This is a genomic window from Dolichospermum planctonicum (assembly GCF_005402965.1).
In the GTDB taxonomy this organism is placed as follows: domain Bacteria; phylum Cyanobacteriota; class Cyanobacteriia; order Cyanobacteriales; family Nostocaceae; genus Dolichospermum; species Dolichospermum planctonicum.
This window is the reverse complement of record NZ_BJCF01000141.1, coordinates 1-573: the sequence shown is the minus strand read 5'-3', so window position 1 is coordinate 573 and position 573 is coordinate 1. Positions and strand designations below refer to the sequence as shown.

1 pseudogene is annotated in these 573 nt (G+C 43.6%); it reads right to left on the bottom strand.

The window, feature by feature from the left end:
* A pseudogene (locus FFO06_RS20770) lies at window positions 1–573 on the bottom strand (calcium-binding protein); the annotation flags it as partial.

The following is a 573-nucleotide window of genomic DNA, read 5'->3' as shown; positions in this document are numbered from 1 at the left end:
ATCTGTACCCGCACCACCATCAAGGGTGTTATTAGCATCGTTACCAGTAATGACGTTATTAGCTGCGTTCCCTGTGCCGTTAACTGCTGCTGTTCCTGTTAATGTCAGGTTTTCCACGTTAGCAAGTGCCGCAATAGTGTAAGTAACACTAGATTGAATGGTATCTGTACCACCGCTGGTAAGTTCAGTAATGGTGTCAGTGGCGCTATCTACAACATAGATATCGTTGCCTAAACCACCAATTAAGGTATCTGTACCCGCACCACCATTGAGGGTATTATTAGCACCGTTACCAGTGATAACGTTATTACCTGCGTTCCCAGTACCGTTTATGGCTGCTGTTCCTGTTAATGTCAAGTTTTCAACGTTAGCGGCCAAAATAGTGTAAGTAACACTAGATTTAATGGTGTCTGTACCCTCTCCCACATTCTCGGTAATGGTATCAGTGGTGCTATCAACAATGTAGATATCGTTGCCCAAACCACCAATTAGGATATCTGTACCTGCACCACCATCAAGGGTGTCATTACCAGCATCACCATTGAGGGTATTATTAGCACTATTACCAGTAAT